General features: G+C 69.4%; 22 protein-coding genes. 12 read left to right on the forward strand and 10 right to left on the reverse strand.

Going from position 1 to position 23,782, the window contains the following annotated elements; genetic code table 11:
* The gene (locus ABTX24_RS29680) at positions 1-1,770 is read right to left on the reverse strand and encodes an ABC transporter permease (RefSeq protein ID WP_502891114.1); all 1,770 of its coding nucleotides are present in this window, start codon (positions 1,768-1,770) and stop codon (positions 1-3) included.
* 145 nt (positions 1,771-1,915) lie between these two features.
* Entirely contained in the window at positions 1,916-3,217 is a 1,302-nt protein-coding gene (locus tag ABTX24_RS27675; protein ID WP_350844244.1) for an RsbRD N-terminal domain-containing protein, read from the reverse strand.
* A 298-nt stretch (positions 3,218-3,515) separates the two neighbouring features.
* Here ABTX24_RS27675 and ABTX24_RS27680 point away from each other — a divergent pair, with 298 nt between their 5' ends.
* Entirely contained in the window at positions 3,516-4,178 is a 663-nt protein-coding gene (locus ABTX24_RS27680; protein WP_350844246.1) for a hypothetical protein, read from the forward strand.
* A gap of 42 nt (positions 4,179-4,220) precedes the next feature.
* Here the strand turns inward: ABTX24_RS27680 and ABTX24_RS27685 are convergent, their stop codons facing one another.
* Positions 4,221-5,219: an AsmA family protein gene (locus ABTX24_RS27685; protein ID WP_350844248.1), complete on the reverse strand. Its 999-nt coding sequence runs from the start codon at positions 5,217-5,219 to the stop codon at positions 4,221-4,223.
* A 249-nt stretch (positions 5,220-5,468) separates the two neighbouring features.
* Between ABTX24_RS27685 and ABTX24_RS27690 the strand changes: the two genes are divergently transcribed.
* The 6 genes from ABTX24_RS27690 to ABTX24_RS27715 all read left to right on the forward strand — a co-directional run bounded on the left by ABTX24_RS27690 (position 5,469) and on the right by ABTX24_RS27715 (position 11,647).
* Positions 5,469-6,104, forward strand: a complete 636-nt coding sequence (locus ABTX24_RS27690) for a hypothetical protein (RefSeq protein WP_350844250.1) — start codon at positions 5,469-5,471, stop codon at positions 6,102-6,104.
* 79 nt (positions 6,105-6,183) lie between these two features.
* Entirely contained in the window at positions 6,184-6,825 is a 642-nt protein-coding gene (locus ABTX24_RS27695; protein ID WP_350844252.1) for a hypothetical protein, read from the forward strand.
* 181 nt (positions 6,826-7,006) lie between these two features.
* The gene (locus ABTX24_RS27700; protein WP_350844254.1) at positions 7,007-8,224 is read left to right on the forward strand and encodes a PucR family transcriptional regulator; all 1,218 of its coding nucleotides are present in this window, start codon (positions 7,007-7,009) and stop codon (positions 8,222-8,224) included.
* 33 nt (positions 8,225-8,257) lie between these two features.
* Positions 8,258-9,250, forward strand: a complete 993-nt coding sequence (locus ABTX24_RS27705) for an HAD family hydrolase (protein WP_350844256.1) — start codon at positions 8,258-8,260, stop codon at positions 9,248-9,250.
* Positions 9,251-9,364: 114 nt separating this feature from the next.
* Complete coding sequence (locus ABTX24_RS27710) at positions 9,365-10,591, forward strand: lytic transglycosylase domain-containing protein (RefSeq protein WP_350844257.1); 1,227 nt, start codon at positions 9,365-9,367, stop codon at positions 10,589-10,591.
* Positions 10,592-10,795: 204 nt separating this feature from the next.
* Positions 10,796-11,647, forward strand: a complete 852-nt coding sequence (locus ABTX24_RS27715; RefSeq protein WP_350844259.1) for a GTP-binding protein LepA — start codon at positions 10,796-10,798, stop codon at positions 11,645-11,647.
* 97 nt (positions 11,648-11,744) lie between these two features.
* Here ABTX24_RS27715 and ABTX24_RS27720 read toward each other — a convergent pair whose 3' ends face one another.
* Positions 11,745-13,994 (reverse strand): transglycosylase domain-containing protein, encoded by a 2,250-nt coding sequence (locus ABTX24_RS27720; protein WP_350844261.1) that lies wholly within the window; start codon positions 13,992-13,994, stop codon positions 11,745-11,747.
* Between the two features lie 148 nt (positions 13,995-14,142).
* Here ABTX24_RS27720 and ABTX24_RS27725 point away from each other — a divergent pair, with 148 nt between their 5' ends.
* A complete protein-coding gene (locus tag ABTX24_RS27725) occupies positions 14,143-15,006 on the forward strand; it encodes an MbnB/TglH/ChrH family RiPP precursor modification enzyme (RefSeq protein ID WP_350844263.1) in 864 nt (287 codons plus the stop codon).
* On the opposite strand, the gene ABTX24_RS27730 is transcribed toward ABTX24_RS27725, so the two are convergent.
* From ABTX24_RS27730 to lepB (ABTX24_RS27755), 6 genes are all read right to left on the reverse strand, one after another.
* Positions 14,975-15,868: an Abi-alpha family protein gene (locus ABTX24_RS27730; RefSeq protein ID WP_350844265.1), complete on the reverse strand. Its 894-nt coding sequence runs from the start codon at positions 15,866-15,868 to the stop codon at positions 14,975-14,977. The genes ABTX24_RS27725 and ABTX24_RS27730 overlap by 32 nt on opposite strands.
* A complete protein-coding gene (locus ABTX24_RS27735) occupies positions 15,865-17,187 on the reverse strand; it encodes a DUF445 domain-containing protein (protein ID WP_350844267.1) in 1,323 nt (440 codons plus the stop codon). Before ABTX24_RS27735 ends, ABTX24_RS27730 begins: the two co-directional genes overlap by 4 nt.
* Positions 17,188-17,268: 81 nt before the next feature.
* Positions 17,269-18,270, reverse strand: a complete 1,002-nt coding sequence (locus tag ABTX24_RS27740) for an Abi-alpha family protein (protein WP_350844269.1) — start codon at positions 18,268-18,270, stop codon at positions 17,269-17,271.
* On the reverse strand, positions 18,267-19,586 hold the full coding sequence (locus ABTX24_RS27745) for a DUF445 domain-containing protein (protein WP_350844271.1): 1,320 nt from the start codon (positions 19,584-19,586) through the stop codon (positions 18,267-18,269). Before ABTX24_RS27745 ends, ABTX24_RS27740 begins: the two co-directional genes overlap by 4 nt.
* Positions 19,587-19,703: 117 nt before the next feature.
* Positions 19,704-20,294, reverse strand: coding sequence for a signal peptidase I (lepB, locus tag ABTX24_RS27750; protein WP_350844273.1), 591 nt, complete (start codon positions 20,292-20,294; stop codon positions 19,704-19,706).
* Positions 20,291-20,983 (reverse strand): signal peptidase I, encoded by a 693-nt coding sequence (gene lepB, locus ABTX24_RS27755; RefSeq protein WP_350844275.1) that lies wholly within the window; start codon positions 20,981-20,983, stop codon positions 20,291-20,293. The genes lepB (ABTX24_RS27750) and lepB (ABTX24_RS27755) overlap by 4 nt, the downstream gene beginning before the upstream one ends.
* A gap of 223 nt (positions 20,984-21,206) precedes the next feature.
* Here lepB (ABTX24_RS27755) and ABTX24_RS27760 point away from each other — a divergent pair, with 223 nt between their 5' ends.
* The 4 genes from ABTX24_RS27760 (at position 21,207) to ABTX24_RS27775 (ending at position 23,779) form a co-directional block, all read left to right on the forward strand.
* On the forward strand, positions 21,207-21,812 hold the full coding sequence (locus tag ABTX24_RS27760; protein ID WP_160026620.1) for a DUF6230 family protein: 606 nt from the start codon (positions 21,207-21,209) through the stop codon (positions 21,810-21,812).
* 85 nt (positions 21,813-21,897) lie between these two features.
* Positions 21,898-22,401, forward strand: a complete 504-nt coding sequence (locus tag ABTX24_RS27765) for a DUF6114 domain-containing protein (RefSeq protein WP_350844277.1) — start codon at positions 21,898-21,900, stop codon at positions 22,399-22,401.
* Entirely contained in the window at positions 22,398-23,309 is a 912-nt protein-coding gene (locus ABTX24_RS27770; RefSeq protein WP_350844278.1) for a DUF6230 family protein, read from the forward strand. The genes ABTX24_RS27765 and ABTX24_RS27770 overlap by 4 nt, the downstream gene beginning before the upstream one ends.
* Positions 23,306-23,779 carry a DUF6114 domain-containing protein gene (locus ABTX24_RS27775; protein ID WP_350844280.1) on the forward strand — a complete coding sequence of 158 codons (474 nt, stop codon included), beginning with the start codon at positions 23,306-23,308 and terminating at the stop codon, positions 23,777-23,779. The genes ABTX24_RS27770 and ABTX24_RS27775 overlap by 4 nt, the downstream gene beginning before the upstream one ends.
* Positions 23,780-23,782 lie beyond the last annotated feature (3 nt).

The following is a 23,782-nucleotide window of genomic DNA, read 5'->3' on the forward strand; positions in this document are numbered from 1 at the left end:
TCAGGCCCCCTTCCCGGGCACGAGCTCGAGGTAGAGCGTGGTGATCACGAAGTTGACGAAGAAGAGGAGCAGGAAGGTGACGACGACCGACTGGTTGACCGCCTCCCCCACCCCCTTCGGCCCGGGCTTGGTGTTGAGCCCCTGGTAGGCGGCGACGAGTCCGGCGATGAGCCCGAAGAGCACCGCCTTGAGCTCGCCCACCCACAGGTCGGAGAGCTGGGCGAGCGCGGTGAAGGAGGAGAGGTACGCCCCGGGCGTACCGCCCTGGATGATGACGTTGAAGAAGTAGCCGCCGAGGACGCCGACCACGCTGACCAGGCCGTTGAGCAGCACCGCCGCGAGCACGCAGGCGAGCACGCGTGGCACCACGAGCGCCTGGATCGGGTCGACCGCGATCACCCGCATCGCGTCGATCTCGTCGCGGATCGTCCGGGATCCCAGGTCGGCGCAGATCGCCGCTCCGCCCGCCCCTGCGATGACCAGCGAGGTCACGATCGGCGCCGCCTGCTGCACGACGGCGAGCACCGAGGCGGCGCCGGTGAACGACTGCGCCCCGATCTGCACCGTCAGCGTGCCGAGCTGCAGCGCGATCACCGCTCCGAACGGGATCGCGACCAGCATCGCCGGGATCCAGGAGACCGAGGTGACGAACCAGAACTGGTCGAGCAGCTCGCGGGCCGCGAACGGCCGCCGGAAGGCCGCCCGGAAGGTGTCCAGGCCCAGCGCGAAGAGCGCCCCGACCTGGTCGAGCCCCCTGCTGACCGGATCCTTCGTCCGGACTGCGGCAGGGGCTCGGTCGACCTCGTCGTCATCGGCGGTGTAGAGCGTCGCGGCTCCGCTCGCCACCCGGTCCGCATGCCGCGTGGCACCCTCGCGGGGTGCGCCGCTGGCCGGGGCGAGCTGGCGCGGCAGCACCTCGATGGCGCGGGCGCCGGCGCGTACGGTCGCCACTCCTCCGGACGGGTAGTAGGCCTCGCCCTCGACGTAGTCGTCGTTGACGCCGTGGTCGGTCTCCTCGCTCATCCCGATCGGCCCGATCGGGTCGCCGCTCATGAACTGGGAGACGACCGGGTGGTCGGTGAGCAGAAACTCCTCGCGCGGGCCGTACATCACCAGCCGCCGGCGGTAGAGCATGCCGAGGTTGTCCGGCAGCGTACGTGCCAGCTCGATGTTGTGGGTGACCACCAGCATCGTCGCGTCGGTGGCCGCGTTGACGTCGACCAGCAGCTGGGCGAGGTTGGCCGTACGCACCGGGTCGAGCCCCGAGTCGGGCTCGTCGCACAGGATGATCGAGGGCTCGGTGACCAGCGAGCGGGCCAGGCCGGCGCGCTTGCGCATCCCGCCGGAGATCTCGCCGGGCAGCTTGTGCTCCTGCCCCATCAGCCCGACCAGGTCGAGCTTGTCGTTGGTGATCTGCCGGATCTCCGACTCGCGCTTCCTGGTGTGCGCCCGCAGCGGGAAGGCGACGTTGTCGAAGACGCTCATCGAGCCGAAGAGCGCACCGTCCTGGAAGAGCACCCCGAACCGCTTGCGCAGCTCCTGCCGCTGGGACTCCCGTGCCTTGACCATGTCGACCCCGTCGACCAGGCAGACCCCGGCCTCCGGCCGCAGCAGCCCCATCAGCGACTTCAGGAACACCGACTTGCCGGTGCCCGAGGGCCCCAGCAGTGCGGTGACCTCGCCCTGGGGCAGCGTGAGGGTCACGTCGCTCCAGATGTTCTGGGACCCGAAGCTCTTGGTGAGCCCGGTGACCTCCACGGTTCCGCCCATCGCGGGACCTCCTGATCTGCCGTTGTGGGGTGTGCTTCGACCCGGACGGTACGTGTGGCACCGGTCACACGGGAGAGGAAATCGAGCCGCCCGACAAATGCGGGCCGGGTTTTGTCACGCGCATGACAAATTGCCCTCGAAGCTCTCAGCCGCAGCGCTCGAGCTCGACCCAGTCCAGCGCCGAGCTCTCGCGCGCGCCGAGCGCGAAGAGGAGCAGGGTGACGAACTCGGGGTCCTGGAGGCGGCTGCCGAAGGCGGCCCGTAGCCGGAGCTTGTGGTTGCGGACGGTGTGCTCGTGGATGCCGAGCTCGGCGGCCAGCGCCGGCGCGTTCGCGCCGGTGAGCAACCAGAGCCGCAGCGTACGCAGCATCGCCCGCCGGTGCTCGTCCTTGAACGCCTCCAGCGGCGCGAGGGCCTCACTCGCCTCCCAGCGCGAGAGCGTGGGGTCGGCGTTGAGCAGCAGGGCGACGTGGTGGTCGGCGCAGCGCACCACCGGGTCCGCGGGGATCATCCCCGACTCGACGAGGTCCCGGGCACGCTCGGTCCAGCGGATCGCAGCCGGCACATCGGCCAACGGCACCGGCACGGTCACGAAGACAGGGCCGGTACGCGGCCACCCCCGCATCACCGCGCTGACGGCGTCGACGTCGGCCGGGTCGGTGACCACCAGAGCGCGTCGGCCGGCGGTGTCCCACGCGCACCCGCCGGGCAGCTCGACAGGGTGCTCGGCAGATGGCTCGACCGAGTCCAGCGGGATGATGGTGTCGACCGAGCAGACCACCACCGCCGGCGGCAGCTGCCAGCCGACACGCGCGGCGAGACCATCGATCACCTCGGCGTCCGCCGCGCCGGCGAGACCGCGAACGAGCCGGCGCCGGATCCAGCGCGGATCCGCCTCGCGGTCACGGATGCCGGCGGCGTACCCGCGGGCGACGTCGTCGAGGAGGATCCCCATGTAGGCGAGCAGGGAGCCGCACAGCGTCCCCCGTACGTCGTCGGGGACGAGCCCCTCGGCCTCGTGACGGATCGCCTCGGCCGCCCGGTGGGTGGCCAGGTCGACGGCGGCCCGGAACCCGTCGAGGCTCCGCTCGGCCAGCGCCTCCCCCTTCCCCATCCCGAAGTACATCGCCGACACCGTCTCCGGGTCGGACGGGATCTTCTCGACCACGTCGGCATAGAGCTCCACGGCGCTGGCGACGGCCTTCGTGATCAGGTCCCGACGCCGCTGGGTGGGGTGTCGGGAGTAGGCGGCGACCTGGCGCAGGATCTCGTCGGTGATCTGCGGGACCAGCCCGCGGCCGACCCGGCGGATCACCGCGCACTCCGTAGGCGAGACGTGTGGGGCATGGATCTTCTCGGCGAGCTGCCGAGAGGCGCTTCGGCGTGGCAGTCGTGGGCGCGGGACACGCGTTCCGGCGGTCGTCGTCTGGCTCTGCGTCGGACTCATGGATCTACGACTTCTCCCCTCGATCCCCGGCCCGCAGGAGCACTGTGCTTCGTCAAGCCGGCGCACTCAGTGACGCTCATCACAGAGGAAACCGAGCCGATCAGCCAGTGCTGGAAGGCCCAATCGGCATGCGGAGAGCCCTGAATTATCACGTGCATGACAAATTCGAGCCGCGGATGTCGCGTGCGCGACATCCGCGCGGCCGATCTGACGGTCTCGGCCGTCACGCCATGGAAATGAAGCGTCGACCTGCGAGATGAAGGGAGCTCGATCTCATCCACCCGAAAGGGCACCACCCATGAAAAAGCTTCCGGTGATCGGCGCAGCAGCAGCAAGCCTCATCGTCGTCACCCCCGCCGCAGCCCAGGCCGCGCCACCGTACGACGTCGCCGTCGGCGGCAGCACGGTGGTGGGCGACCACGCCTTCAGCGCCGCGGACGTCGGCGGCATCAATTTCTCCACGCCGCTCGTCGCGGGGAATTGCTTCTCCATCAGTGGGATGGGACAGGCACACAGCGGAACCGCGATGAGCGGGAACTACACCGGCAATACCCCCGCGGACCACCCCTTCACCATCGAGGGTGTCGCTTGGACCGGATGCACCGAGCAGCTCGGCACTCCACTGGACTTCACCCAGGTCGGAGAGTGGAGGTTCGCCAGCCAAGACCCGACAGCGACTGCCGCCCGGACCGACACACTCTCCGGCACAGTCTCCAACGTCAGTCTCCACATCGTCGACGGCCCTGACACCGGCCTGTGCGACTTCTGGTTCACCGGCAGCGCGGATGCGACCTTCGATGAGACCACGCAACGCCTCGCGTTCGTCGAGACAGGCGACGGCAGTCTCTCCGTAGAGAATGTCTCTGGCGACTGCCTCGGCATGTTCGCGCAAGGTGACCCGGTTGACCTTCAGGTCTCCCTATCCCTCAGCATCCCGGACGGCCCGCTGAACATCAGCTGACGCCACACCGACGCGGCGGCCGGTGGTGACGATCGAGCGTCGTCACCGGTCGCCCTCAGGTATCTCCAGTGCCGGCGGGATCAAGGGGACCGCCGCGGTCCCGGGGTTGCACGGCACCGACTCAACCGTCGCCTCGCCTGGACCAGGCGGCAGATTGCCTCCTGCAGGGTTCTTCTTCGTGCAACCGAAGGCACCTCCCTGATGGGTGCGGATGGCGTAGCCCGATCCTGAGACCGTCGCGGTGAGCAGCGCGGACAGGTCGTCACCATCAGCCGTGACACATCCGTCAAATGGCGGCACGTCGATCGTGCCGGTCAGCTCGCCACCGACGCTGAGGTTGAAGTGGCCATTCTCCCAGAATGGCTGCGGCGGCTGAGGGACGATCACGCCGTCGACCACGCCATACCGGTATCCATTTCCGTGCAGCTGAATCTTGCCAGGCACTGTGGTGCGACAGGTGCCTGAGAGCCGCATCGCGACACCGTCGACTACGAGTGAGGTGATCTGCGTGTGAAGCTCGGCGTCGACCTCGCTGTCGGGCACCTCGGCCCCGCCGTCGACTGTGCAGGTCAAGTTCTCGATCTCGATGGGCCGAGGCAGACCACCATCACGAGTTTGCTCCAGCCGCACTCTCGCCTCTACTGGGATAGCGCCGAACGCGACGGTACGAATCGTCACCTCACGGCTGATCCCGTAGTTGTGCGGCGCCCCAGCCTCCGCGACGAGGTATACGTTCGCGCCGGCGACCGTGCAGCGGATATAGCGCGACGGGTCCGGGTTGTCCACGACCCCGCTGTAGAAGTCGAAAGCAGAGGTCATCAATGGCGTACGGATCCACTGCTGGGCAGTCTCTGCCTTGGCCGCCGATCCCATCGCAGCTCCACCCCAAGAACGGTGCACGACCGGTGCCGGGTGAACTTCTGGCGCGGGCAATCCGGGATAGGGCCCCTCGTCGGCACGGCTGCTGCCAGTGCCAACCATGATGAAGGCGACCACAGCCAGCATCGCCGCCGCCGTGACGTGTCTCCTCGTTCGCCGCATGCAACGACCATGATGCCGCCGGGTTCGCGCCGCAACCTGGATCAGAGGGTTCGCTTCATGCGCCCGCACATTTTGTCATCGCCATGACAACTCCGGCGTCGAGCGGCCGGTGCGATGTCGTGTGCGCGACATCCTGGGGCCCGTTTTCGCCCATTCACGCCGTTGGCCGTCGACAGCCGGCCCAGCCACGGGGATGAATGGGCGAAGCGGGGACACCTGGTCTCCTCTGATCCGAAGGGACATCGTTCGATGGCTAAGAAGATCCTTCTCGTGGGCGCGGCGGCAGCCGCTCTCACCCTTGCGACCCCGGCGATGGCAAGCGCCGCGCCCCCGTACACCGTCTCCGTCGGCGGGAGCTCGACCGCCGGGAGCCATCCGTTCACCGCAGCCTCGGTGGGCGGGATCAACTTCGCGACCGCACTGAACACGATGAGCTGCACGTCGGCCAGCGCATCCGGGACCGTGCAGAGCGGAACCGGGCTGACCACAGTTGCCACCATCGCGTCCACCGGGTGGAGCGGATGCACCGAGCAGTTCGGGACCCCGCTCACGGTCACCCACAGTGGTTCCTGGTCCCTCACCCCGACCGGCTCGGCCACCGCGGGCTCGACCGACGTGATCGCCGGCAAGATCGTCGGCGTCAGCGCCCGCGTGGTCGACTCGTCCGGCACCGGGCTCTGCGACTTCACGGTGGGTGGAAACGTGGACGGGAGCTTCAACGAGGCCACCCAGAGGCTCGTCATCGCTGAGTCCGGCGCTGATGCCAGCCTCAAGATCACGAGCGTCGCCGGAGACTGCCTGGGCACCATCACCGTCGGCGAGGCCGCCAGCTTCTCCGGAACCTACGCCATCACCTCCCCTGACGGCGCGATCAACCTCAGCTGAATCAACGATCGATGACGGTGCGTCCGATGGGCGCACCGTCGTCATGTGGCACATGTTCACCATCCCGAAGGAGCCCGTCATGTCTCTCTCGACTCTCATGAAGCGCCGGCTCGGTCTGCTCGCCGTCCCCGCCGCGGCAGCGCTGCTCACCGTCGCCGCGGCCGCACCCGCCCACGCCGCACCGCTCGACATCCTCTACGACGCCAACGGCACCACCGTCGTCGCCTCGACCGGGTCGCAGCTCCCGGTCGGCCCGGCGGTCCTGGACACGACGCTGGAGACCACGACCGGCGCGTTCACCGGTTCGCTCGCGCTTCCCGGCGCCCACACCGAGTTCAAGGCGGCGGGATTCATCCCGATGAGCGCCGACGTCAGCTTCGAGGAGGCCGCCCCCACCACCGGCACGCTCAAGCCCCACCCCGAAGGCGGCGGCAGCTATGTCGAGGCCACCTCCTACTACAACGTACGTCTCACCAACATCAAGGTCGTCGGCTTCCCGACCTTCTCCGGACCGTTCTGCCGCACCGTCGAGCCGGTGGCCATCCCCGTGGCCACGCCCGAGGGTGAGCGGTTCGGGGTCTTCACCGGTGGCCGGCTCACCGGGACGTACTCGATCGGCGACTTCCAGAACTGTGGTCTGAACACCTGGCTGGTCAATGCCCTCGTTCCCGGCGATGGGAACACCATCGAGCTCAACCTCACCAACCCGCGGCGCGGCTGAGCTCTCCCTCCCCGAGTCCGCCGGGTGGCCGAACGGCCCCCGGCGGGCTTTGCCCATCCAGGCCACGCAGCGGCACGGGCGTACCCGATTTCGGGGGCGCGCAAGGCAAAGACGTGCCATGGTGGTCGATACCTTCTCGGGCATGTTGGACGAAGGAGTTTGACGTGCGACGGAGCACGCGATGACGCAGACCCACCAGTCCCCCGGGCTACCCGGTTCCGCCGTGTGGATGCTGAAGAGCCTCGAGAGCGAGGTGCGGCCGATCGCGCGCAAGATCACCCGTCATCTTCGCGAGGGATTGCCGGCGGAGACCGAGGGCTTCGAGGAGCTGATCTTCACCGCGGTGCACGGCGCGATGTCGCACTTCATCGACCTGGGCCTCGGGCGTTCGGCGCCCTATATCGCCATCGACGACCACTTCCGCAAGGTCGGCTTCAAGGTCGCCGCGCTGGGCCAGGACCGGGCCATCGTCGACCAGGGCATCCACATGGCCACCACCGAGCTCTGGGACGAGCTGCGTCGCCGGGCGGTCGAGAACGAGCTCTCCGCCGCGGCGCTGAACGCGCTCAACGAGATGATGACGTCGTACGTCGAGCACCTGACCTCGCAGGTCAGCAAGGGCTTCGAGGCCGGCACCGAGGCGCGCGACCAGGACAACGACGTCGCCCGGGCCCGGCTGATCGACCGGATGCTGTCGGGGGCCTCCGCCGACGAGATCGAGGTGCAGGCGGCGCTGGGCGACTGGGCGCTGCCGGAAAAGGTGACCGTGATGGCGGTCGAGCTCCGTGACGGAGACCGGATCCCCTCCGACGCCCTCTCGGCCACCGCCCTCACCCGCCGCCGCGCGCCGACCCAGGTGGTGATGTGCCCTCCTCACGACACCGAGTCGGTGACCAAGCAGGTCCGGGCCGCGGCTCCCAAGGCGCGGGTCTCGGTCTGCTGGCCGGTGCCACCCGGGGACGTACCCGCCGCCTGGCGCTGGGCCAACCGCGCCCTGGCGCTGGTCAACGCCCGGGTGATCCCGGCCAAGCCGGTCATCGACTGCCTCGCCTACCGCACCGAGATCTGGCTCCACGCCGAGCCGGTGATGCGCCGCCAGCTCGCCCAGGAGCTGCTCGAACCCCTGCTGGCCGAGTCGGCCAACTCCCGCGAGATCCTCACCGAGACCCTCCTGGTCTGGCTCGAGACCCGGGAGAGCGCGCCGGCGATCGCGGCGGTCCTCGGCGTGCACCCGCAGACCATCCGCTACCGCTGGAAGCGGATCAACGAGCTCTTCGGGGAGTCCCTGCGCGACCCCGAGTTCGTGACCCAGCTCCTGCTGTTGCTGAAGGCGAGCGTGCCGCTGTGGGTCGCCGGCGACCAGAGCGACTTCGACCGCTACCAGCAGCAGACCGGCTGACCTGGGTCGCTCATGGTGGAAGTGATCGTTCTCGTGGCTGGTGCTGTCGCTGCGTACGTCCTGGGGTTCGTGTTTCCGCAGTTCGTCGCGGGCTGGGCCGGGCGCCGGCGCGGGATCGAGTCGGTGCCGCGGCCCTCGTGGGCGGTCGCTGCCCGGGTCGACACCGTGGTGCTCGACCGGTGGGGGACGGTGACCACCGGGCGCCTCGTGGTGAACACCGTCGACCCGCTCGATCCCGACCATCTGCGCAATCTGCGCTGGTTCGCGGGAGCGTTGGAGCACGAGGCCGAGGGCCCGCTCGCCCGCGCGGTCGCCCGGCTCTCGCCGCGGGGCAAGGTCACCGACTTCGGCGTCGTTCCCGGATCGGGGGTGCGGGGGTCGGTGGACCGACATCCCGTACGCGTCGGGCGGCCGTCCTGGGTCGGCATGGCCGAGCGCACCGACCGCGGCACCGTGCTCGGCGTCGAGCTCGACGGGCGACCGCTGGGCTATCTCGTGGTCGGCGACGAGCCGCGCAAGGATGCCGGGGTGTCGGTGTCACGGCTGACGTCCGCGGGGGTGACGCCGGTGCTGGTCTCCGACGACGGCTCCCGCGAGACCGAGGAGCTGGCCGAGACCTGTGGGATCGAGCGGTGGCATCCCGAGATCGCCCCCGAGAAGCGGGAGCGGCTCGTCGCCGAGCTGCAGGAGCAGGGGCAGGTGGTCGCCTTCGTGAGCGCTCGCCCGGAGGACGCCGAGGCCCAGGCGGTGGCCGACCTGGCCGTGGGCGGGAGCTCCGGCGTACGGCTGACCGATCTCGACGTCCGGCGCGTCGCCGAACTGATCTCGCTCGGCCGCGGGGTCGTCCTGGGTCGTCGCTGGGCCGGGCCCGTCGCACTGGCGCCGGCGGTGGCCGGGGCGGTGCTGACGATCCTGGGCGCCGGCTCGATCCTGCTCGCCGCGGGGTGCGCGCTGCTCTGCCTGGTGACCGCGGCAGCGGCCGGGACGATCGCGGTGACGAGGTCCGGAAACTTGTCACGTGCGTGAGTAGTTTCCGGGATTCTCGGCCCGGATCGCACTCAGCTCGTTGTGGCGGGGCTCACATGATGGCTGGATCGGTGGCATCGACCCACCCCGCCCGACCCGAGGATGTGACCGAGGATGACCCCACGACCCGGTCTGCTGTTGAAGGCAGCTGCGCTGCCCGTCGCCGCCGCCACCGCCGCGTGGACGATCCATGCCATCCAGGAGGGCCGGCCCGTCGACGCCGCGGCCAGCGTGCGTCAGGTGCCGGTCGAGGTGCCGGCCCAGGAGCTGCTGCCGCCGGTGAGCGTCTCCGCCGTCAAGCCCGTCCCCCAGGTCAGCCCCACCCTCGCGGCCAAGCCCGCCGGTTTCGCCGCCGAGGCGGCCGCCGGAGTCATCCCCGAGACCGCGCTCTCCGCCTACCAGCGGGCCGCGACGGTGCTCGCCGACGCCGACCCGGACTGTCGTCTCGACTGGTCGCTGATCGCCGCCATCGGACGGGTCGAGTCCGACCACGGCCGCGCCGGGGGTAACACGCTGTCCGCTTCCGGGGTCGCGACGCCGGGAATTTTCGGCGTACCTCTCACCGGCGCCGGCGCGACCGCGCGCATCCTCGACACCGACGGCGGCACCTACGACCGCGACCTCGTCTACGACCGGGCGGTCGGGCCGATGCAGTTCATCCCGTCGACCTGGTCCGACGTCGGGGTCGACGCCGACGGCGACGGGCGCCGCGACCCGCAGGACGTCGACGACGCCGCGCTCGCCACCGCGGTCTACCTCTGCTCCGGCTCCGCCGACCTGTCCACCGCGGCCGGGCAGCGCTCGGCGGTGCTGCGCTACAACCACAGCGAGGCGTACGTCTCGGCGGTCCTGCAGATCGCCGCCGGCTATCGCCTCGGGACCTTCGAGGCACCGACCGACGTCGTCCTGCCGGCCGCGCAGATCCCGGTCACCTCCGCCTCCGACCTCGAGCCGCTTTCCGGCGCCACGCCCAGCGCCCAGCCACCCCGGCGCTCGGGCGGCTCGCCCGCGGGCGGGACGGACACCGGTACGCCCGGCGGCGGCTCGACCACGCCCTCGTCGCCCTCGCCGTCGGGCTCTCCCGGCGATGACGGGTCCGTCGTCCCGTCGCCCACCTCGGGCCCGGACCCGACCGGCTCCCCCACGGAGTCACCGACCGAGACGCCCACGGAGACGCCGACCGAGACGCCGACCGAGACGCCCACGGTGGATCCGACTCCGACCGAGACCCCGACCGAGACGCCGACCGAAGCTCCGACCGAGACGCCCACCGAGACTCCGGCCGCGACCGAGTCGGCCGACGAGTCGACCGGCGCGGAGGCCACAGCGAGCACGTCCTGAGAATCGGTCCCCCGACGTGTTGGCCTCGGCACCTCCGCCCGCGCACCCGTCTCGACCACCGCCCTCCCCCGCTGGTCGAGCCGCCGGAGCCCCGGCGAACGTGTCGGGGCCAACACCCCTCGGTTACGTTAAATCGCGTTACAACGCCGCCCCGTGCGGGCACACTGGGAGAGCTGCTTGACTCCCCCACCAGGAGCCGCCCCGATGCCGACCGATACCGAACGTCTCGTTGCTCATGTCGCGCGCCTCGGTGAGGAGCACCCACCGATCCCGATGGACTCGGTCGACTTCACCGTGAACGACCCGGCCGGCTTCGGCGCCCGCTTCGGCCATGTGCTCGACTACATGGCGCGGGTCGAGCTCGAGGTCGACCGCAACGTACTCGAGATCTCGACCATGCTCCCCAACCCACCCGAGGTCGACAAGCAGTTCTACGCCGAGGTGTGGCAGCCCCAGGAGATCCAGCACGGACTGATCCTCGACCGGCTCCAGCAGATCCTCGGGCGCCCGCCGGCGACCACCGATCTGGACCACGTCGGCCTGAAGCTGAAGGTGCTCGGCCTGCTGGCTCACCTGGAGCCGTTCCAGGACGTCTGCCGGATGCTCTACTACCTGACCGGCATGGCCACCGAACGCTCCGCGGTGATCGCCTACAACCTGCTCCACGACGGGGTCATCGAGACCGGCGAGCACGCCGTCGCCGAGACCGTCATCGCACCGATCAAGCGCCAGGAGCCGGGCCACTACGCCTTCTACCAGCTCTCCGCCCGCGCCCACTGGGCCACGCTCGCCGCCTGGCAGAAGTGGCTGGTCAGACGCATGCGCCGGATCTCCTTCGCCCCCGTGGGGGTCAACAACGTCACCCAGCTCGCCGACTTCGGCGACGTCATGGAGACCCTCGGCGTCGACCACGAGGGCCGCGACCTCGCCGCCGACGTGGCCAGGGTCGAGCAGGAGCTCCTCTGGGCCCGCGACCGCGGCCTCCCGGTCCCCGACTACGTCACCCGCGCCTTCCGCGACGCGGTCGAGGCGGCTCGGGCGCGCGCGGCTGCCTGAATGCTCACCGAGGTAACTCGGTCAGCGGTCACCGACTTCGTGGAACTCCACGAAGGAAGCGCGCATACACCGAGTTACCTCGGTGAACATCCACCCGTCACCCGCGCCACTTCGACACGAGCATCTCGACCGTCGCGCCCTTGATCGCCCGGCTTCCCGGAACCGTGCCGACGACCGTGCCCGCCTTCCAGCGCGACTTCACCCGCTTGCCGACGACCGGCTTGAACCCAGCCGCCTTGAGCCGTGCGGTGGCCCGGGCGATGGAGAGCCCCTCGACCTTCGGGATCTTGACGCCCTTGCCGTTGACGACGCTGGCGCCGGGACGTACGAAGCCGGCCGAGCCCAGCTTGCCGTCGATCGCCCGCATCGCGTCGGCCCACATCGGCCCAGCCACGGTCGAGCCCGACGCCGAGGCGACATAGCCGCCGCGCAGGCGCTGGCCGTTGAGGGAGACCCATTTGCCCTCGTAGTTGGCACCGGCGATCATCGACGCGGTCGCCAGCTTGGGCGTGTAGCCGTTGAACCACACCGCGCGGTCGCTGTTGGTCGTCCCGGTCTTGCCGGCCGACGGCACGCTCAGCGCGAGCTTCTGCCCGAACCCGCCCGGCTGCAGCACGCCCCGGAGGATGTCGTTCATCGCATCGGCCGTGCCGGTACGCATCACCTGCTCGCACGAGGCGGCGTACTCCTTCATCGTCTTCCCGTCCGGGCCGACGATCTCGGTCACCGGCCGCGAGTCACAGTGCTTGCCACGAGCACCGAAGGTCGCGTACGCCTCGGCCATCTCCAGCGGGCTGACATCGACCGGGCCGAGGGTGAAGGACGGCACCCGCTCGTGGGCGGGGTCGGTCAGGCTGACGCCCATCTTCTTCGCGAGCGTGTAGGGGGCGCAGACGCCGGTGAACTGCTCGAGCCGGACGTAGAAGGTGTTCACCGACTCGCGGGTGCCGGTGTAGAGGTTCTTGTTGCCCGAGGTGGTCGAGTTGCCGACCGGGTAGGGGTTGGGGTTGAAGTTGCCCTCGCCGGGGCAGTTGGCGAAGGACGCCTGGTTGAAGGTCCGCTTGGGCGGCGACGGGATCTCCTGCCGCAGCGGGAAGCCCTTCTCGATCGCCGCGGCGCCGACGAAGACCTTGAAGGTCGAGCCTGCCTGGAAGCCGTTGGCGTCGCCGTACTCCTTCGGCACCAGGTAGTTGAGATAGGACTCGCCCTTCTTCCGGTTCTCCCCCATCGGCCGCGACTGCGCGAGCGCCTTGACGTTGCCCGTGCCGGGCTCGACCATCGCCAAAGCGCCGACCGCGTTGTCGGTGGGCGAGACGCGGCCGCTCACCGACCGCTGCGCCGCCTTCTGGAAGCTCGCATCCAGGGTCGTCCTGATGGTCAGCCCGCCGGTCTGGAGCAGCCGCCAGCGCTCGGCCTCGGTCTCGCCCAGCGACTTGTCGGCGAGCAGCCACCGCAGCGCGTAGTCGCAGAAGAACTCCGCCGAGGATCCGAAGCAGCCGTTGCGGCTGTCCTGGACGTTGAGGCCGAGCTCGGTCTCCTTGAGCTTCTCGGCGTCGGCACGCGGCAGGTCACCGACCTGGGCCAGCCGCTCGAGCACCAGGTTGCGGCGCGCCAGCGTGGCGTCCGGGTAGTCGGTCGGGTCGTAGCCGGTCGGGTTCTTCACCATCCCGGCCAGCATCGAGGCCTGCCCCCAGGTCAGGTCGGCGGCGTCGACGCCGAAGTAGTGCTTCGCGGCCGCCTGGACCCCGTAGGCGGAGTCACCGAAGTAGGCCGCGTTGAGGTAGCGCTCGAGGATCCAGTCCTTGTCGTGGTTCTCCTCGAGCCAGATCGCATAGCGGAGCTCGCGGATCTTGCGGGCCGTGGACTTCTCGGTCGCGGCGGCCCGCTCCTCGTCGGTGTCGGCTCCGTAGACGAGAGTCGTCTTGACCAGCTGCTGGGTGATCGACGAGCCACCCTGCACCGAGCCCGACTCGGAGGCCGAGTTGCGCAGCAGCGCCCGCAGCGTGCCCTTGAGGTCCATCGCGCCGTGCTCGTAGAAGCGGCTGTCCTCGATCGCGAGCAGTGCCTTCGGCATGTTCGGCGAGATCTGGTCGAGCGACTTGTAGGACCGGTTCTGGTCGTAGAGAGTCGTGATCACCTTGCCGTGCACGTCCAGGATGCGGGTCGTCTGCGACAGCTCGCCCATGTCGATGTCGAGGGGCAGATCGTCGATCGCCTGGGCGCCGGACTTCGCCGCGACGCCGGTGAGGTGGATGAACGGAACCGCCATGCCGGAGGCGACCAGCCCCGTCACCGCGGCGACGCCGATGAATGCCGCGAACCGCATCGCGACGCGGTGAAACGGCATGGAACGAACGACTTTGCGCGCCAAGATGGGGGCTCCTATCCGGGCCTCGAGCCAGGACCGGCGAGGGTTGCTGAACGATTGGAGAACAGGTGTTCAGAATACCGGAAGGCCCCACAACGATCGCGTTCGATCCGCCACACTTCTCCCTGTGAACCCCTCGGTCTCCGGAGTCGCCGTGGCATGGCGTCCCGCGATCGCCCAGCTCCTCCAGACGTACGCCGCCTCCGGCCGTCTCGGGTTCACCGAGGTGGTCGCGGAGAACACCGCGCCGGAGCAGGTCCCGCAGGCTGTCCGGGATCTCGGCGTCCCGGTCATCGCCCACGGGGTCACCCTCGGCCTGGCCGGCGCCGACCGCCCCGCGGAGGTCCGCCTCACCCGGCTGGCCGAGCTCGCCGAGGTCCTCGACAGCCCGTTCGTCTCCGAGCACGTCGCGTTCGTGCGGGCGAGCGACTCACCCGACCCGCTGCACGGCGACGTCCTTGAAGCAGGCCACCTGCTGCCGCCGCCGCGCACGAAGGACTCGCTCGACGTGCTGGTCGACAACGTCCGGATCGCGCAGGGCCAGCTGCCGGTGCCGCTCGCGGTCGAGAACATCGCGGCCACCTTCACCTGGCCCGAGGACACCATCAGCGAGCCCGACTTCCTCACCGAGCTCGTCGAGCGCACCGGCGTACGCCTCGTCCTCGATGTCGCCAACCTCTACGCCTCCGCGGTCGCCCGCGGCTCCGACCCCGTCGCCGACCTGGCCCGCTTCCCGCTCGACGCGGTCGCCTACATGCACGTCGCCGGCGGCACCGAGCGCGAAGGCCTCTACATCGACACCCACGCCCACCCGATGCCGACGCCGGTGCTGTCGCTGCTCGCGACCGCGGTCGAGGCGTACGCCGGGCGACGGCTCCCCGGGATCATGCTCGAGCGCGACGCCGATGTGTCGCCGCAGACCGTCGACCCCGAGTTCACGAAGCTCGCCGAGGCGATCCCTACGCCTTCGGCAGGTCCGCCCCACCCGTGACCGGAGCCTGATGCTCCGGGAAGGTGGACTCGGCCGAGACCTCGTCCACCAGTGTGGTGCGGCCGAAGGCTTCACCGAACGGCGTCAGGTGCACCGAGCGGCGCACGATCTTGGCGAACTTCACCGAGTGCAGCGCCTCGAGCACGTCGGGCTGGGCCTCGAGGACCTGGTATTCCAACGGGTCGGGCAGCGGCTCCTTGGAGAACCACACCAGACCGAGCCGGAACAGGTTGTTGAGGTAGGCCGGCACCCGGTCCGGATAGCGCACGCCGCTGCGCCCGGCGATCATGTTGAGACCGGGCGCGATCATGGTGCTGCCGACGAGGCCTGCGGGCCCACCGGTGCGAATGTCCACCGAGGGCTGCGGCCCGGCCTGAAGCAGGTAGAGCAGCATCCGCGCCTCGTCGGGCGCGAGCTCGTCGAGGATCCGGGCGTACGCCGGGTGGCCCTGCTCATCGGCCCAGACGTCGCGGGACCGGTCGAGCAGCTCGGCCCCTCGCCGGCGCAGCACCGGCAGGGAGTCTTCGGAGGCCTCGGCCTCCCGCGTACGAGCGAGCACGACGTCGCGGCCGGCGGCCTCGTAGTCCGCGTCGGAGAGCTCCATCACCTGGTTCGAGTTGGGCAGCATGATCCGGGCCGCGGTGCCGGCGACGATGCCCACGGCCTCGGCCGTCTCCCGCACCAGCCCCACGCGTACGTCCTGGTCGACCATCGCCCTGGCGACTCGGATCCCGGCGCGGCCGGAGGTGCGCAGCCCCCACCCGGCCGTGTGCCAGGCAGCCCCCGCGGCCACCCTCGCCAGACCGGGTGCGGTGCCGGCCACGGCGGAGGCGGTCGGGATGACCTTGCCCAAGAGGCTCATGTCGGAAAGATTAGAAGGTGAAGGAAGCCGCCCGCGAGTCCCATGATCGCGCCGTGGGCGTAGAGCATCCATTCGTCCTCCTTGATCGCTGACCTCATCATGTCCACGAAGTCGCCCGGCGGGAGCTCCTTGGTGCGCCGCGCGACCAGGTCCCGGATCTTGTCCGCCTGGTGACGGCTGAAGCCGGGATCGCGGAACGGCACCAGCGTACGATCCGCCGCCTCGTTGGCGACCGACGTGCTGATCCGGTCGAACCGCTCCGAGCCGAGTGCTATCCGGACCGCACCCCGGTAGGGCCCGGCCGCCCTGTCCACCGCGGGCATCAGCGCGTTGATCAGCAGCTTGCGGGTGGCGTCGCCGCGAGGGCCGTCGAGCAGGAAGTCGCCGATCCGCTCGAGCGTGATCACGTCGGTGGCGATGATGTCGGCGTAGACCTCCGCGGCCTGCTCCTGGCGGCGCGGGAAGAGACCCTGCACCTTGATCCCCAGGACGCGCCGCGGCTCGGCGGGCTCGAAGATCAGCCACATGCCGAGCAGGTTGGTCACCCAGCCGACGACCACGCCGAGGACGGGAAGCAGCCACCACACGTGGAAGGTCTGGTCGATCAGCGCGACCGGGGTGCCGAGCAGGAAGCCGAAGATGAACCCGAAGGCGACCATCAGGTTGAGCTCGCGCTGCCCGAAGTCACGGAAGATCCTGACCACCAGGGCGGGGTTCTTGCGGAAGTGGTCGATGACCATCAGCTTCGGGTCGAGCAGCTGGTCGATGTGTACGCCGATGTCGTCGGTGACCTTGTGCACGATCGAGGGGAGCTGCGCCTGCACACGGACGGCGATCGCGTCCTTGACCGGCCGCGGCAGGTCGCGCCAGAGCCGCGGGTGCTCCCGCATCATGATCTGGTCGACCAGCTCGGGCACCTCCGGCCGGAAGGTCTCCACGATGTGCGTGGCGATCTCCGAGGGGCCGAGCTGCTGGTAGAAGTCGCTGGGTGTGCCGAGCTTGGCGATCGCCTTGTCGACGGCGATCGAGCCCATCTTCGCGGCGCGTGCGGGGATGATGCCCTGCCAGCCGATCCCGCCCTGGGCGAAGCCCGGGACCTCCTGCAGCTTGTGCGGCAGCACCCGGGTGAGCTCGCGCAGCCCGGGCACCTGGAACCCCTTGAAGGAGAGCGGGGAGAAGAGCATGTAGAGGCCCGACCAGTTGATCAGCCAGCCGATCACTCCGGTGAAGATCGGGATGGTGATCAGCGAGAGCCAGTGGACGTGGGCAGCCCAGTCCTCCAGCCAGCTGACCAGCGAGTCCTGCCACTCCGGCGACATCCGAGCTCCTTCCGCCAGAGTTCCAGACCGTCAGTATGCGTACCCTACCCACAGGCGAACGCACACACCCTGAAGCGTCTGCTATTCGGTTGATGCCTCCGTCGCCGCACCTGGCGGGATCTCATGGCTCGGCAACCGGTCGAGATCCTCGACGTCGGCGAAGCAGGCCCGGGCGAAGTCCTGCCCGAACGGGGTCAGGTGGATCGAGCGCCGCTTGATCCGGGCACCGCCCTTGGCGTGCAGAGCCGCGAGTACGTCGGGTTGCGCCTCGACCACCTGGTAGCGGATCAGCTCGCTGACCGGATCCTCGGACTGCCAGACCAGGCCGAGCCGGGTCAGGTTGTTGAGGTACTGCGGCACCAGCGACGGGTAGCGCACGCTGGCGTGCGCTCCGATCATGGTCAGTCCCCGGGCGATCATCCGAGCCCCGCGCAGATGGCCGATCAGGCCGCCCTCGACCACGTCGACGGCCGGCTGCGGGCCACCCTTGAGCATCAGCACCAGGATGCGGGCCTCGTCGGGGGCCAGCTCGTTGAGGATCGACACGAAGGCCGGGTGCCGCTCGTTCTCGTCCCATACGTCGCGCGAGCGGCGCAACAGCTCCTCGCCGGTCCGCCGCAGCCGGTCGGGCTCCGCCCCCGGGGCGACTCCGTTGACCCGCGCGGCACGACCTTCCATCGCCGCCCTCGCGCTCTCGGCGGCCGGCAGCGCGAACCGCTCCAGCAGACCCGTGACCGGGTTGCCCGTGGCGACCCGCTTCGCGAGGGCGGTCACCTGGCGGGCGTTGGTCGCCACGTCCTCGGTGAGCCGGACCGCCTCGTCGGGGTCGACGACCGCCTTCGCGACCCGCCCCACCCCGCGGGCGTACGTCCTCAGCCCCCAGCCAGCGGTGTGGGCGACCGTGACCGCGGAGATCCTGAGCAGGCCCGGGAGGACCTCCATGGCATCGTCGACGAGACCGCCGCTCGGGGCCGGCGTGGGCATGCGGTGCATCCCCTCCCGACCGTCGACGAGCTCTTCGGGCGGCTCGATCGAGCGTGGTCGACGGGCCTCTGGCTCGGTGTTGATGTGGAGGGCGCTCACAACACGTTCCACCATTCGAAGACCGCCACGTGCAGAAACCCGCCCGCCAGGCCCATGATCGCCCCGTGGGCGTAGAGCAGCCACTCGTCCTCCTTGATCGCGGCTCTCATCATCTCAACGAAGGTCTTCGGAGGCAGCGCCCTGCACCGGTCGGCGATCAGCCGGTGGATGTTGCACGACTGCTGCTGGCTGAAGGCGGCGTCGCGCAGCGGGGTGAGCGTGTAGTCGACGGCCTGCTCGGCGACCGAGGACCGGATCGCGTCGAACCTCCTGGTCCCGACCGCGACCCGGACCGCACCGTAGGCCGGTCCCACCGCGGCGTTGACAGCCGGCTCGAGGGCCGCGGCGAGCATCTGACGGGTGCGGTCGCCGGACGGCCCGTTGAGGAGGTGCTCACCGATGTGCTCGAGCGTGATCACGTCCTTGGCGATGTGCTTGCCGTAGACGTCCGAGGCCTGCCACTGCCGCCGGGCGAAGAGCGCCTGGATCTTGAACGGACCGATCCGCCTGGGCTCGGCGGGCTCGAAGATGAGCAGCATGCCGAGCAGGTTGGTCGTCCAGCCGACCAGCACACCGAGGATCGGCAGCAGCCACCAGATGTGGAACGCCTGGTCGACGACAGCGACCGGGATGCCGAGCAGGAAGCCGAAGATCGCCCCGAAGACGACCATCATCCGCAGCTCGCGGGCCCCGAAGTCCTTGAAGATCCGCACGATGATCGAGGGATCCTTCTCGAAGTTCTCGATCACCATGATCTTCGGGTCGAAGATCTGGTCGATGTGGTTGCCGATCTCGACGGTCACGTCACCGACCACTTCCGGGAGCCGGTCCTGGACCCGCTGGATCACGACCGTACGCAGCGGGCGCGGCAGATCGCGCCAGAACCGAGGATGCTCCCGCCACATGATCTCGTCGACGAGCAGCGGGATCTCCGGACGGAAGACGTCGACGATGTGGGCGGCGATCTTGTCCGGCTCGAGCTGCTCGTAGAAGTCGCGGGCCGTCGCCATCTGCGACAGTGCCCGGTCGACGGCGATCGAGCCCATCTTCGCGGCCCGCGCCGGCACGATCCCCTGCCAGCCGATCCCGCCGCGCAGGATGCCCGGGATCTCCTGGACCTTGCGCGGCAGCGAGCCGGCGATCTGCTTGAGCCCCGGCACCGTGAACCCGTGGAAATGGATCGGGGAGAAGAGCATCCACAGCCCCGACCAGTTGATGAGCCAGCCGATCACGGCGGTGAAGATCGGGACCGACCAGAACTCGAACCAGTTGAACTCGCCTAGCAGGGTCAACCCCGCCGAAATGGTGTTAGACACAAGACCTGACCTTCATTTCCTCATCCACGAGACCGCCCCAGGTTCAAGCGGTGTCGTGGCCTCCCTGGCGCGAAGGCTAGTCCACCGTTTGACAACTTGGGGCAAAATGTCCACCGATCACTCAGTTATCGATCCAAAGATCGAGCCTGGTTCGACGGGAGCGAGTCGTACGTCCCGGGTGATCATCCCGTTCCGACGCAGGGGGAGCATTCGAAAGACCACCCTGCCATGGACGGCGTCGGCATCGACGAAACCGAAGCTGCGCGAGTCGGTGGAGGCGTTCCAGTTGTCGCCGAGAAGCCAGTAGGCGTCCTCGGGGACCGTCAGCCATTCCAGCTCGGCACCAGCCTCGGCAGACCAGGCCGGGTTCTCGACCACATAGGTCTCGTCCTCGCCCGCGGGGCGGACCAGCACCCGCGCATCGCCGGAGACCGAGACCCGGTCACCGGGCATCCCGATCACCCGCTTGAGGATCTGGGTGCCGCCACCGGACACAGCGCTCGGGGCGTCCGCCTCGACGACGTCGAAACGCTCGATCTCGTCCTGGGTCCAGAACTCGAGGAGCATCCGGTCGCCGTCGTGCAGCGTCGGCTCCATGCTCGTCCCGTCGACGGTGACCGAGAAGGCGAGCGCAGCGACGACCAGGACCAGCGCGACGAAGGCCGCGACCCCGGCACCGACACCGCTCGCCGCGAGGACCTTCCTCACGGTCGTACGTCCAGACCGGCGACGGGCACCGCCACCTCGACCAGCTCGACGCCACCGTCGCCGAACCCACCGAACGCGCCGGCCGGGAGCAACCGCAGCCACGCCTTGCCGGAGACGTCCGCCAGCGGCAGGAAGCCGAACCCGCGGGAGTCGGTCGAGCCGCCCCAGTTGTCACCGAGGACCCAGAGCGAGTCGCCCGGGACCGTCGCCCAGACCCCGGACGCGGCATCGTCGTCGTACGTCCCGTCCGGCTCGCAGCACGTGCCGACCTCGGCCCCGATCCTCGTCGGCCAGGCGGGGTTGTCGACCCGGTAGACGTCGGCAGACCCGGCAGGGCTCACATAGACGACCGGCTTCTCGCCGCCGACGATCGCGACCCGGTCGCCGGGCATCCCGATCACCCGCTTGACCACCTGCGCGCCACCGCCGAAGCGCTCCGGTCCCGGCTCGACGCCCTGGACCAGATCGAAGCGCTCGATGTCGTCGTTGTGCACCGGGTCGAGCAGGATCCGTTCACCGGAGACCATCGTCGGCTCCATGCTGCGTCCCTTGACCGTGAACGAGCCGAAGAGCGCGGCGACGACCACCGTCATCACCAGCAGGAACGCCACCAGCGCGACCCACCCGACGACCACTCCGGCGGCGCCACGTTCGTCAGCGAAACGAACGCTTCGAGGTCCTCCGAACACAACCAGACTCTCTTTCGGGCAGGTCGACGACAGCGAAGCCAAACCCACGCAGGGTTCGCCACACTTCGTAGACATTTAGGGACAAAATGTCCAGATTTGCTTGACCGTAGCACGTGGTGCCCGTCACAGTCTGTGATGCCGCCCCGGGTATTAGGGCCCACGGGCGGTGCACTTTTCTCGGGTTCATCAGCCCGTGAGGGACGGGTTCAACGAGGGAGCACATATGAACAAGATGGGGCATACCAGTCTCGGCCGCTTCGCGGCCGTGACGCTGCCGGCGGCGGTCGTCTCCGCCGGGATGGGGTACGCGATGCTGTCCGGCATGGTCGGAGCGGTCATCTCGTCCACCGGCGGGTTCGACATGCGCACGAGCCTCACCGCCGACGCGCTGAAGATGCGCACCGGCGCCACTGAGGTCGGCTCTGCCGGCAACAACCAGGGCACGATCTACGCCCAGACCGAGGGCTCCGTCGCCAACGGGCTCAACGTCGTGACACCCGAGGTCGAGGTGCTCCCGGGCCTGAGCCTCAACCTGGGGATCACCTCGACCGACTCGGCGATCAACCTCGGCGACGTGGCGTTGAACGCGGCCTCGCTCAACACACCGAGCGGCGCCACGATGGCCAACGTCACCCTGGGCCAGTCGCAGGCCGACGCCGGGTTCGACCCGGGCGGCCCCGGCTACGTGGCGGACGGTTTCGCACTCCAGGCCGCGCAGAGCGCCGGCCAGAGCGGCCAGCAGGTGCTCAACAACCTGTCGGCGAAGGCGTACGCGGTTCAGCTGAGCTCGCTGAGCCTCGACAACCTGTCGATCACGCTCAACCCGTAGCACTCCACCTCATCAGCCCGCAGTAGTTGGCGGGCGTTCCGGAGCGCCCGCCAACACCTCTGCCCCAGCCCCGCCGGAGAACCCCATGCCTGACAAGACGCCCATCGACCCCGAAGCACCCACCGTGAGCACTCCAGCCGCCGTCCCCATCCCGCGCGGCTTCAAGGGCTTCCGGCGCACCCGCCCCTTCTGGGGAAGCCTGATCCTGCTGTGGTCGTCGTGGATGATCGGGTCCTCGATGCTGTCCAAGCAGCTCGACTTCACGATCTTCGCAGCCTTCGGCGACCAGACCCTGCCGCCGGTGCTGATCTCGTTCGCCATGGCCGCCGCGGCGCTGATCGCGATGTTCATGCCCGCGCAGCGGACGTTCCCCGGGATCGTCTCGGTCGCGCTCGCCATCGCGGCGCTCCCGCTGGCCAACCTCGGCGGCCTGATCATCGGCACCGTCGCCGGCGTCACCGGTGGCGCCCTGATCGTCGCCTGGACCCCCTACACCGACAAGCAGCTGGCCAAGATGGCCGAGAAGGACGCCCGCAAGCGCGCTCGCAAGGCGGCGGGCAAGCCGGCCCGGAGCGGAGCGGTCGCATGAGCCCTCGCGCCCGCCGCTTCGAGCGGCCCGAACCGTGGGGCGAGGAGTCCGGCCTGCTCGGCGCGTGGGGCCGGCTCACCGGCCGCATCTACCGCGCCGCGTACGCCGCCGTCGACCGTGCCACGGAGCAGTCGGCACAGATGAAGGCGGATGCGGAGTCCGTACGTCGCGGCAGCCGCAAGCGCTCGCTGCCGCTGATGATCGTCGGGAGTGCCGCGCTCGTGGCCATGTTCGGCGCGGTCTCGCAGAACGCTCTGGCGGTGAACTTCACCACTGGGAACGCCAAGTTCAAGCTCTACTCCAACTACCTCGACGCCGAGCACGCCGCGGGCTACCTCGCCCCGACCAGCCGCCAGGGGGCCACGGACTGCGATCCCGGTGTCGCCGACGTACAGGCGCAGTGCGGCGTCACCGAGCTCGGCATCCACCAGGCCAAGCTCGCCGGCCTGTGCGGGATCGCTACCGAGAACATCCCGCTCGTCGGGAGCTACTCGCTGATGATCACCGCCGGTGACGACATCCCGGACAGCTACAGCGGCAGCACGATCCCGACGGGCACCACCACCGACCCGAGCACGGGCAAGCTCACCGAGGGCAGCCTCGGCAACGCGATCTCGGCGACCAACCTCTTCATCAACGCCGACGCGCTCAGCGGCTACGGCAACAAGATCTCCGGCATGAACCTCGGCCAGTCGGCCGAGACCGTCGGCGACTCCGCCGGTCTCGCCTTCGAGGGCAACGCCAACCAGCTGCCCAAGGCCGGTGCCTTCGGTCTCTACGCCCGCCAGCTCAACGTGGCCGGCCTCAACGGAAACAGCTATGGGCTCAACCTCAAGGGCAACATCACCCTGCCGAAGCTGAGCCTCAGGGTCGTCCCCGGAGCCAAGACACAGGCAGACTGCTCATGACCGCGACCGACACCAAGACATCGACCGACATCCTCGGCTTCTCCTCCGACCCCGTGCACGTACGCCGCAACCGGCTCGGCACGCTCCTCGGCGGGGCCCGCTCGTGGTTCCGCGCGTGGCGACGTACGCGACCCTTCTGGGGTGCGCTGTGGCTCATCGTGGCCGGCGCCTGGATCATCTACTGGATGTCGTTCGACATCGGCATCGCGCTGACCGGCGGCTGGTCGTACTCCGCCGGCTACGTCATGGGCGGAGCGCTGATCATGTTCGGGCTGGTCACCTGGCTGGCACCGCACTACAAGTCGCTCTCGGGGATCGTCGCGTTCCTGATCGCACTCGGTGCGTTCCCGACTGCCAACCTGGGCGGCTTCGTCCTCGGCTCCGTCCTCGGCATCATCGGCGGCTCGATGATCTGGTCCTGGGGCGAGAAGAAGCCGCGGCCGTCCAAGCGCGTCACCTCCGGCGGCTGACCG

The sequence above is a fragment of the Nocardioides sp. NPDC127514 genome (genome assembly GCF_040302125.1).
In the GTDB taxonomy this organism is placed as follows: domain Bacteria; phylum Actinomycetota; class Actinomycetes; order Propionibacteriales; family Nocardioidaceae; genus Nocardioides.

Excerpts from the sequence above, each read along its gene's own strand:
- ABTX24_RS29680 (WP_502891114.1), bottom strand. The coding sequence starts at position 1,770 with ATGGGCGGAACCGTGGAGGTCACCGGGCTCACCAAGAGCTTCGGGTCC.
- ABTX24_RS27675 (WP_350844244.1), bottom strand. The coding sequence starts at position 3,217 with ATGAGTCCGACGCAGAGCCAGACGACGACCGCCGGAACGCGTGTCCCG.
- ABTX24_RS27680 (WP_350844246.1), top strand. The coding sequence starts at position 3,516 with ATGAAAAAGCTTCCGGTGATCGGCGCAGCAGCAGCAAGCCTCATCGTC.
- ABTX24_RS27685 (WP_350844248.1), bottom strand. The coding sequence starts at position 5,219 with ATGCGGCGAACGAGGAGACACGTCACGGCGGCGGCGATGCTGGCTGTG.
- ABTX24_RS27690 (WP_350844250.1), top strand. The coding sequence starts at position 5,469 with ATGGCTAAGAAGATCCTTCTCGTGGGCGCGGCGGCAGCCGCTCTCACC.
- ABTX24_RS27695 (WP_350844252.1), top strand. The coding sequence starts at position 6,184 with ATGTCTCTCTCGACTCTCATGAAGCGCCGGCTCGGTCTGCTCGCCGTC.
- ABTX24_RS27700 (WP_350844254.1), top strand. The coding sequence starts at position 7,007 with ATGACGCAGACCCACCAGTCCCCCGGGCTACCCGGTTCCGCCGTGTGG.
- ABTX24_RS27710 (WP_350844257.1), top strand. The coding sequence starts at position 9,365 with ATGACCCCACGACCCGGTCTGCTGTTGAAGGCAGCTGCGCTGCCCGTC.
- ABTX24_RS27715 (WP_350844259.1), top strand. The coding sequence starts at position 10,796 with ATGCCGACCGATACCGAACGTCTCGTTGCTCATGTCGCGCGCCTCGGT.
- ABTX24_RS27720 (WP_350844261.1), bottom strand. The coding sequence starts at position 13,994 with ATGCCGTTTCACCGCGTCGCGATGCGGTTCGCGGCATTCATCGGCGTC.
- ABTX24_RS27730 (WP_350844265.1), bottom strand. The coding sequence starts at position 15,868 with ATGAGCCTCTTGGGCAAGGTCATCCCGACCGCCTCCGCCGTGGCCGGC.
- ABTX24_RS27735 (WP_350844267.1), bottom strand. The coding sequence starts at position 17,187 with ATGTCGCCGGAGTGGCAGGACTCGCTGGTCAGCTGGCTGGAGGACTGG.
- ABTX24_RS27760 (WP_160026620.1), top strand. The coding sequence starts at position 21,207 with ATGAACAAGATGGGGCATACCAGTCTCGGCCGCTTCGCGGCCGTGACG.
- ABTX24_RS27765 (WP_350844277.1), top strand. The coding sequence starts at position 21,898 with ATGCCTGACAAGACGCCCATCGACCCCGAAGCACCCACCGTGAGCACT.
- ABTX24_RS27770 (WP_350844278.1), top strand. The coding sequence starts at position 22,398 with ATGAGCCCTCGCGCCCGCCGCTTCGAGCGGCCCGAACCGTGGGGCGAG.
- ABTX24_RS27775 (WP_350844280.1), top strand. The coding sequence starts at position 23,306 with ATGACCGCGACCGACACCAAGACATCGACCGACATCCTCGGCTTCTCC.